The organism is Paenibacillus sp. 203, assembly GCF_037027525.1.
In the GTDB taxonomy this organism is placed as follows: domain Bacteria; phylum Bacillota; class Bacilli; order Paenibacillales; family Paenibacillaceae; genus Paenibacillus; species Paenibacillus polymyxa_B.
In genome coordinates this window covers 1-206 of sequence record NZ_JAXCHD010000116.1, presented here as the reverse complement: position 1 = coordinate 206, position 206 = coordinate 1, and the positions used below count along the sequence as shown (strand labels likewise).

At 48.5% G+C, this 206-nt stretch carries 1 rRNA gene; it reads right to left on the bottom strand.

Annotated features, from left to right (window positions below):
* Window positions 1-206 (bottom strand): 23S ribosomal RNA (locus WA407_RS26660); the annotation flags it as partial.

Below are 206 nucleotides of genomic sequence, written 5' to 3'. Positions count from 1 at the left end.
ACGGTACCAAGTTAGAACCTAGATACGATCAGGGTGGTATCCCAAGGATGCCTCCTCTCAAGCTGGCGCTCAAGATTCAACGGCTCCCACCTATCCTGTACAGATCGTACCCAAATTCAATATCAAGCTGCAGTAAAGCTCCATGGGGTCTTTCCGTCTTGTCGCGGGTAACCTGCATCTTCACAGGTATTAAAATTTCACCGGAT